3 protein-coding genes are annotated in these 9,855 nt (G+C 39.4%); all 3 read right to left on the reverse strand.

Translation table 11 applies throughout. The annotated features are described in order from the left end of the window. Positions 1-151: 151 nt before the first annotated feature. Positions 152-3,661, reverse strand: coding sequence for a two-component regulator propeller domain-containing protein (locus AAGF08_RS19545; protein WP_343513102.1), 3,510 nt, complete (start codon positions 3,659-3,661; stop codon positions 152-154). Positions 3,662-3,823: 162 nt separating this feature from the next. After that, positions 3,824-9,154 carry an ATP-binding protein gene (locus AAGF08_RS19550; protein WP_343513104.1) on the reverse strand — a complete coding sequence of 1,777 codons (5,331 nt, stop codon included), beginning with the start codon at positions 9,152-9,154 and terminating at the stop codon, positions 3,824-3,826. Positions 9,155-9,164: 10 nt separating this feature from the next. Beyond that, the coding region (locus AAGF08_RS19555) for a HAMP domain-containing sensor histidine kinase (protein ID WP_343513105.1) at positions 9,165-9,855 on the reverse strand (691 nt) is incomplete at its 5' end.

The following is a 9,855-nucleotide window of genomic DNA, read 5'->3' on the forward strand; positions in this document are numbered from 1 at the left end:
AATAAATGCTTTCTAAAGTACAAACTTGAATAGTAAAAATTGACCTTTTTTAATATTTATTTGGCTCTTATTAATTCATCAATCTTGGCTCTCCAAGACATTATGATTTCATACTATTCGAAAAGCCAAATAAACTTTTCCATTTATGGGATTACTTAGGTAGTGTAATACTGAAGCTACTTCCTTCCTTGTCACTTTGAAAATCTAAACTTCCTCCATGCGCCTTCACAATATCATAAGATAAGGATAAACCCAATCCGGTCCCTGAGCCTGTCGGCTTGGTGGTGAAGAAAGGTTGGAAGATCTTGTCCCGGACCTGTTCCGGGATCCCTCCACCGTTGTCCTGGACGGAGAGCTCAATAGACCCACCCCCAGCCCCTCCAGGGAGGGGAGTGTATTTGGAGGAAACCTTAATCATTGGTTCATAACCTTCAGGTGCGCTGTCCGCCTTAGTCTTTTCATTTACAGCGTAAAAAGCATTGTTTACCAGATTCAAAATCACCCGGCCTATATCTGAAGCGACTACATTTACTTTCGGAAGATCAGGATCAAGCTCCAATTTAAAATAGGCATTAAAGCTTTTGTCCTTGGCTCGAAGTCCATGATAGGATAGTCGGACAAACTCATCAACTAAAGCATTCAAATCGGTAGGGGCTTTTTCGCCTTTATTGGCACGGCTATGTTCCAGCATTCCCTTGACGATGGCATCGGCACGCTTGCCATGTTCGTTTATTTTTTCCTCGTTCGCTTCTATGTCAGTTGCGATTAAGTTTACTTCTTCCAGATCTCCTTTTTCTAGTTCTTCTTTAAGTTCTACAATCAATTCCCGATTGAGTTCCGAAAAGTTATTGACAAAATTCAGCGGGTTCTGAATCTCATGCGCAATACCTGCAGTGAGTTCCCCAAGCGATGCCATCTTTTCGGATTGGATGAGTTGAGCCTGGGTGGATTTTAGGTTTTCATGGGATATTTCAAGCTCGTTGTAGGCTTTTTCTATTTCTTTTGCCTGGGCAAGCTCACGTTCCCGTGCAAGGGCTCTTTCTTTTTCCAGAAGGCGCTTTTTTCGGTACTTGTCGAAAAAGTAAATAAATACAACAAACAGGATGGCATAGATTACATAAGCCCACCAGGTACGGTGCCAGGGAGGAAGTATGGTAAAGGGATACGATGTTTCACTCCAAATTCCATAGGCATTTAAAGCCTTTACCTGAAGGATGTAATCTCCTTCATAGAGGTTTCCGTAATTGGCGACGTTGTTTTCCGATAAAGGACTCCAGGTTTTATCAAAGCCATCCAGAAAATATTGATATGAGGTGCTTTTTGCTAAAAAGGGATCATTTACCGAAAATTCAAAACTCACAGAATTGGAAGAAAAGGGCAGGGAAAGCCCATAAGGCACGAATTCATAGGGAACCAAACTGTCAAACCTTATCGCCGCATAGGATTCTTTCAGTGCTTTGAGTTCTTCTTCGGTTTTTTCCAATCCAAAACGAGAAACCATTTCGGTTTTTACAATCAGGCTGTCTTTTGCATACCTGTCGTTAAGAGACGACCATACAACAGACTCCCCATTCACCAGAATATTTTTAAAATGTATTGGAAAAGACGTACGATTTTTTTTGATAGCGGGATAATCAAATCTCGCCAGCCCTCCATTAGACTTGCTCAACCAGAGAATACCTGCCGAGTCAACTAATAGCTCTCTTGCTGAAGGTATGGGGAAACCTTTTTGAACTGAATAATTTTCTACTTCTATTGTTTTGGTTTTTGAATCAAAGCTTACGGCTTTTAAATCATCAACCCATTGCCCTTTTAGCCAGAATTTGTTGTTGATAGAATCCGGAAGGATAGTTCCAATAAATTTTTCAGTTATTCCATCCGCTCTTCCAAAATTTCTAAAGGTAATTCCATCAAAAATACTGAGCCCATTATCGGTGCCAATCCATAGGTTTCCATTTTGATCTCCTTCTATGGTATTTATAAAGTTAGCTGGCAAACCATCCTGCGATGTATACTTCGTAAATGTTTGCTGATCGTATTTCCATAGTCCTTGCGAACTTCCGATCCATATCAGCCCATTCTGATCTTCATACATAGAATAAATTCTAGTACCTATTTCTTGAGAGGATATAATTTTAAAAAACTGTTTGCCGTCAAACTTATATAATACCTCCGGGGTATTATTTTCAGAGTTATTCGTAAACCAAACATTACCCTTAGAATCTACCAGGTGTATTTCTGATAAATACTCAGGTAAATCGAAGGATTGAAAATGCAGGCCATCAAACTTAAAAAGTTTATTTTCCAAATTTGTAAACCAAATGTTGCCTTTAGGGTCCTGTTTAATTGAAATGATCCAACGATTTCGGCTAGGTCCTTCATTATCCGAAAAACTATAATTGGTTATCGTAGAACCATCAAAATGCAGTAGGCCTTTACCAAAAGTACCCAAAAACAGATCTCCGTTTTTGCTCTGAAAAATGCTTCTAAACGGGGATGTATTATCATCCGAGAGAAAATTATTGTAGGTTTTAACTGTTCTGTCAAATTTACCAATATAGCTTTGATCATAAATCCATGTATTATTATCAGGATCTTTATAAGCACTTGGAAAGGGTAAATCTTTTAATTCTGTTAGATCATTAAAATCAATAGAGAAAGTGCCTTTTATTTTTTTTATACCACTATTGGAATCCACCCACAAAAATCCATCTGAATCGGTATGAAAAGGCCTGAGTCGCTCATCACTTATTTTCCTGGCTTCTTTTCCTTCAATGAAGTAGGTTCCTGAAGCTGTTGTGACATAAAAGCTGGATTCATCCAGAGCATAAAATTGAAGTATTCTTGAATCAGGTAAAACCGATTTTAAATCAATCTCTTCAAAAGCTCCTTGTTTCAGGTGAAAAAGGCTTTTGCTAGAGAAATCAAATAAAAGGAATCCTTTCTTACCAAGATCTTGAAGATGAATATTTCTTTTTAGCTTTAATTCTTTTGTACTATAAGATGCTTCTATTTGCTCATTTTTTTGTTTAAGAAGATTGTTGTATTTAAGAAGTTTTTGCTCTTCGAAATTTAATATCCAAATGGACTGGTCCATTCCTGCAATCATGACCGGGTATGATCCTTCTAATTCCTTAAACTGAAGTCCGTCAAAAATGAGAAATTTAAGTTCTAGGGTATCAGCAACTTTTTTAACTCTCCAGATTCCTAATTGATTATTTTTATCCTGAATACCATAGGCTGCAGAAAAATTTGGGTCATCATACACCTCAAAATCCCGGAATTGTTTTCCATCAAATCGGATAGGGTATACACCACCTACCATCCAAAGGTTGTGGTCATCGCCATAAAAAATGTCTCTAAAACTCGAAGCTGGTAAGCCGTCTTTGGGAGTAATGGAGGAGATAACTTCTTTGCCATAATCAGGATCTAAAGAGAAGGGCCTCTTACTCACGATAAGATCTTTTTTGGGTATTTTTGGACCAACTTTAAATTCAACAATTTCCGGTTCCGGAAAGCTGTCCCGGTAAACAATCCCTAATTCTCTTTTAGAAATAGCTTCTCTTTTAGATTCAGGTTCACCGGAACAGCTTAAAAAAAGTGGAACGAGGCCTAAAAACAGGAGATAGTTAATAACACTTTTTTCTGAATGGGTATACATATTCAAAACGGTTTTCCTTTAAACTGATGGGTACATCCTCTTAGATCAACACCATACCGGATATTAAAAATTAAAATTTCTTCTATTCTTCTGAGCTTCTCTGTGAAGCAAAAGAGGAAGATAGTTCTTTTGATAGGATCTGAGGATTCAGATGAAATATTACTAGGCATCGTTATTTTCTACTTTTAGCCTTATGAAAAATTCCGTTCCTTTTCCTTTCTTACTCTCCACCTTCAATTCCCCGCCATGCGCCTTTATAATATCATGGGTTATACTCAGTCCAAGACCAGTTCCTTCGGTTCCTTTCTTGGTTGTGAAGAAGGGTTGAAGGATTTTATCCTTGATATTCTCAGGAATACCTGGACCATTATCTGCTATCGAAAAGATGATTTCATCTTTTTGAAGCGCTGTTTTCACGCTGAGTTTTGGCAAATATTCTTCAGATTCACTGGACTTGAGCTTATCTCGCATGGCATCAAAAGCATTGTTGCAGAGGTTCAAAATCACTCTTGAAAAATCCTCGCTGATCAAGTTTACGTCACCCACATTTGGATCAAGTTTAAAATCTATATCGACATTGATTGGAGATTTTCCGGCCCGCATACCATGGAAGGAAAGATTCACAAATTCCTTGACTAAGGGGTTGAATGCTTTTGGCTCACGCTTGCTTCCTGTAGCCCGACTATGTTGCAACATAGATTTGACGATACTATCTGCCCGAGTACCATGTTCATGGACTTTGGTGAGGTTGGTTTTTACATCGTTTAGAATGGTGATGATTTCTTTCTTGGCACTGGAATCTTCCAGATTTTCCAGTTCTTCGAAAACTTCTTCGATCAGTTCCCTATTTAGCTCAGAGAAGTTATTGACAAAGTTTAGCGGGTTTTTGATTTCATGAGCAATGCCAGCGGTCAGTTGTCCGAGACTTGCAAGTTTTTCCTGTTGCACCAGTTGTTCCTGAGCAGCTTTCAGATCTTTCAATGCTTTTTCTGCCTTGGCCTTCGCCAAATCCAGCTTAGTAAAGTCTTCGTATCGAGCATAAGCAACAGATAGTGAATTGCCTAGGGCTTTGACCAAGTCTAATTCTTCTTCACTTAGGTCCTTTTCTGATCCGACATAAACCATTCCTTGGGTAAAGGGCACAAATTGAAGAGTTAGCGCTCTAGGAGGTTTTTCTCCACCCTGATAGGTAGTAGCATTTGAAATCTGCCCTTGCTCCATCAAGCTTTTCATAAAGTCGAGGAATTGGTTTTGATCCCAGTGCTCGATATAGGTTTCCTTTTTTCTCCAATGTGCCACGCCATTTTTGGAGATTTCTGAATTATCAAAATCTAAATGGAGTGCTGCCAATGCTTCCCCTTTGGGATTGGATAGGTAAAAGTCAACAATCTCCTCTTTCTCATTGACCAGCATTACTCCACATCTAAAAAATGGAACTCCCAAGGATTGTAATTCTTTCCAAACTAGTGGTGTGATTCGCTCGAGGTCTTTAGTATCACGCATGGAAGCTATTTCTGCTCTGACCCGATCCAGTGAAGCTTGTTTTGTGGCTTCTCTTGCTTGCGTTTCAGCTTTTTGAAGATCAAAATATCTATTATATGTCAGATTGATTACTTGAACGAACCTTTGAATGGTTCGAAGTTCTTCCTCATTGAAAGGCTGTTTGGTCCAGGCATAAAAGGAGCCGTGATTAAATGGAAGAAAGTACCCATACTGAACATCCTTTTTAGAAAATTCAGGTTTTGGTAAATTACCATAGCTGGGTAGCAAAAGATCATAATATTCATTTAACTCTTGCCCATTAAGCTTTAAATGATACATCTGCTTTTTAGTCCAATATTCAAATATCGACTCCAGAATAACGGAATTCGTTAAGGATATTTCCCCGATCAGTAGAAGGTTTTTTCCATTCTCAGCTGAAACTGTAGCAAACATTTGTCCTTTCTGTTTTTCTTTATCAATCAGTCCTATCCCTGATCTCAAAGGTGATATGCCCAATTGGGTCAATTCATCAAAAACCACATTATTGGCCTCTGCCAAGTCATTGGAATTATGCATGGACATAGCCTTGGCACGAACTCTTTCGAGAGCCGCCTCTATTTGCGCCTCCCTTGCTTGTGCTTCTGCTTTTTTCAGGTCGAGGAAACGTAAATAGGACAATTTAAAAGTATTGACCAATCGCTGGATTACGGATCGGTATTCTTCGGATAAAGGTTTCAGAGAAGAGAAAAGAATGCTTGAATATTCATGGAATTGGTGGGAGTGAAAAAAGACCGTATCCAGATTTGCTGACCGTAGGCGCTCTGCCCGCTTTTTGCTGAATATTTTATCTATCCACTTAATCCATAATTCCAGCCGTTCGCCCTCTGCCGTTAGGGTGAATATCTTTTTGCCGGATTTCATTTGCTTTAATGATTCCTCGGCCATCCAGAATTCGTTTACATCAAACTCTTCGGAAATGATAAGTTCACGATTTTGGCCTTCCGTTGTATTGTCTGCAAAATAGGTAATACAGGTATTGGTTTCTGGATTTATTTCGCTTAAGGCCACACCTAATACGGGAATTGCCAATTCTTCAATTTGGGTTAAAAAAGTCAAGGCAACCTGAGGTAATTCTTCACTTTTGTGCATGGCCATGGAAGCCGAACGAATGCGTTCCAGTGCTGCTTCAATCTGTGCTTCTCTTGCCTGTTCCTCCGCTTTTTGGAGATCGAGGAAGCGGGTGTAGGTTTGCTGAAAGACTTTATTTATCCGTTTAAGGATATTATTTTCTTCCTCAGAATAAATGTTTTTCCGGTAATTGAACATCGTGATACCTGAGTGGATGCCAAGTGCAGAAGAACCCGTCATTCCTATACCTTGAGCTATATATTCTTTGCGATCTTCTGGAACTTCTATTCCCTTGGCATTAGGATAAAAATGCTCAAAGTAAACCTCCTTTGATTTTTTGTCTTCTTCAAAGGTGAAGAAGTCAATACCATTTTCTCTCGCATCTTTGTTCAGCTGGTGAATAGGATGATCGAAGTAGGGGAGTCTTACTTGCTTGGGATAGATCGCTGTACTCGCTCCAATCCAGAGATTAAATGCCTGATTATTTTCGTCAAAAATATCAATATAGCAAGTATCAACGACCAAGTTTAAATGCTCGAATTGCTTGAACAGAACTAGGATGACCTCTGATAGTTCACTGGTCTTATGCATAGCCATGGAGCGCGATCTGATTCTTTCCAGGGCCGCTTCTATTTGTGCTTCTCTGGCCTGTTCTTCTGCTTTTTGGAGATCGAGGAATCGGGTATAGGTTTGGTCAAAGACCTTTGCTATGCGTTCTAGAATTTTGTTTTCTTCAGGAGTATAGGGTTGCCCTTCCCAATTGAACATGGTTATCGCTGCATACTTTGTTAAAGCAACGGATCTAGCAAAACCTGTTCTTTTTAAAAGTTGATCTTGTTGGTCCTTAGGGGTAACCTTTAAGTCCGAAAGCTCAAAGATTTTTCGATAAAAGTGATTCTTTACTCTTTTGGTATACGAGTCCGAGATAAAATTTATTTTGTTTTTCCTAGCGTCTATAACGCTATCGAGAACATTAGATTTGAAATAAGGTATATGAACCAATTGTGAGTTTTGATGTGTAGGATTCGCCATCCATATTTTTATCCCATCAATTTTGGTTTGGTCAGGATCTGTTGATTTGTCAAAAATTTCTATAAATGACCCATCCATTAGAATATCCAAAGACTTGAGTTCATCATCAACTATAAAAATCACTTTTTGTAGTTCTTCAGTTTGATGCATCGCCATTGATGCCGAACGAACCCTTTCGAGAGCTGCTTCAATCTTTGCTTCTCTAGCCTGAGCTTCCGCTTTTTGGAGATCGAGAAAGCGGGTATATGCCTGTTCAAATACTTTCCCAAACCTTTGTAAAATACTAATCTGAATTTCTGATAAAGGATTTCCAGAAAAGTCGTTCACGGCAATGACAGAATTCTTTGCCGGAACCATACTGATCTTATAGGTTTCGCTTTCTCTGATCATGATTCTCACCTCGTCGGGTAAATCATTTAATTCAGGAAGTGCTAAAACAAAATCATAAAAACTGTCCTTTTGCTTTTTGGTATAGGTGCCAACATAAAAATTCATGGACTTCTCTCGCACCTTATGGTAATCATTTACAATTGGGTGATTAAAATAGGGGAGTAAATATTGATTGATTACCAATCCGGTTCCCACATCTCCGCATACAAAACATTGAATATCTCTAGAGTTTTCGTTAAAAGTCTGAATTCCCATGGCAGTTGATGGAACTTTCAGTTCGGTTATTTTTTCAAATAATACCTTCACTACTTCCTTAAGCTCATCACTTTTTTGCATAGCCAACGAGCGTGAACGGACTTTCTCCAATGCTGCTTCAATCTTTGCTTCGCGGGCTTGTGCTTCAGCCTCAATCAAATCGAGATACCTCCGATAGGTTTGTGCAAAGAGTGAACTAAATCGCTGAATAATTTGAAGCAGATCTTGTTCGAATACGCGAGGGGTAAACGCATAAAAAAATCCATACTCGAAAATGAAACAGTATTGAAGTTCTTTTTCCGGAAGTTTTTCTAAAGGAATCTTAATTTTATAATCAGGTGCTTTATTGAGCATTTGATAGTATTTCAACAAATCCTCGCCTTCCAAAACATACTGATGAAAAGGAATTTGGGCTTCCCAAGCCTTATAGGAGCTCTTTAACAAGGGATGGGAATTCATATCCAAATTCCCGATATGCATCTTCACCTTATCCCCGTATTTCCGTGCAGTCCAGAGCTGATTATTTTTATTTTCTTTGTTTAGGATACCAATTCCAAATCTGGTGCCTTCGTCTACTCCTAAGCCCGTGAGCTCATTAAACATTTTGAGGATACAGTTTCCCATGTCCTCACTACTATGCATGGCCATGGTCTTTGCCCGTACCCTTTCCAAAGCAGCTTCAATTTCCAACTCCCTATTTTTTTCAAGTAGATCAGCCGTTTTTTCATCGACCAATCGTTCTAGTTCTCGGGCCTTTTGCTTCCAATTTTCAATCCCCCAGGTGTCTTCTTCACTTTTTACTTCTTCTGGTTTGGAGCCATGCCAATGAACTACTTTCCAGTTCTCTTGATGATATTCTAAGACCGTTGAAAAGCGAAGTTTCATTTCTAAGGTTTCCTTATCCGCAGTTACTTTTAAGATGAGGTCATCTACATAGATCGCCGAGTTTTCATCTTCCAGCACTCTTCGAAGTACGGGTTCCAATTTAGACTCCATTTTGAGCCCAATGGCTTGTTCTTCTTGCCTTTTGATAAGGTCAATAAAATCCTTCCGAGAGAATATTCGCTCATCAATCGTGGTACCAAAACCCATGATTTTGGGATCTATAATCTCGTCTATCCCATCGATAATAGGTTTAATATTGAGTCCGATATTAACGAAATCTTGGTAGGTCTGATTGAGTAAAAGCTCCTTGTTCCGATCCATTTTAAAAAGATTAAGATTGTGGTAATTTAATGAGAAATGAGGCCCCTTTGCCTATCTCATTGCTAATGCTCAATTCTCCCCCATGCGCTTTGATGATATCATGGGTGATGGATAGGCCAAGACCTGTTCCCTCGGTTCCTTTCTTGGTGGTAAAGAAAGGCTGTAGGATTTTATCCTTGATATCATCAGGGATGCCCGGGCCATTATCCTCAACTTCCAAATAGACTTGGCTTTTGTCTGATTTAGTCCGGACAGTGAGTTTGGGTTGGTACTCGTCTGGAACTTCTAAGGTCTTTTGTCTCATCGCATCAAAAGCATTATTGCAGAGATTGACGATGACTCTGGAGAAGTCTTCTGAAACCAGATTGACCATCCCGACTTTCTCGTCCAACTGAAAATCTATATCCACATTGATGGGGTTTTTGCCTGCCCGCATGCCGTGAAAACTCAAATTCACGTATTCTTTCAGCAAGGCATTGAGGCCGGTGGGCTCTTTTTCCCCTGATCCGCCGCGGGAATGCTGCAACATGGAAGTCACAATGCCATTTGCCCGCGAACCGTGTTCATGTATTTTACCCAAGTTGGACTGGATATCTTCCAGTATCTCGTCCTCCAAAGTCTCGTCTCTTGTTTCTTGGCTCTTGGCTCTTTCTTTTTTAATCTCCTCAATCATCTCCATACTCACTTCCGAGAAGTTGTTG

This window comes from Algoriphagus sp. SE2, assembly GCF_039563885.1.
Taxonomy (GTDB): Bacteria; Bacteroidota; Bacteroidia; order Cytophagales; family Cyclobacteriaceae; genus Algoriphagus.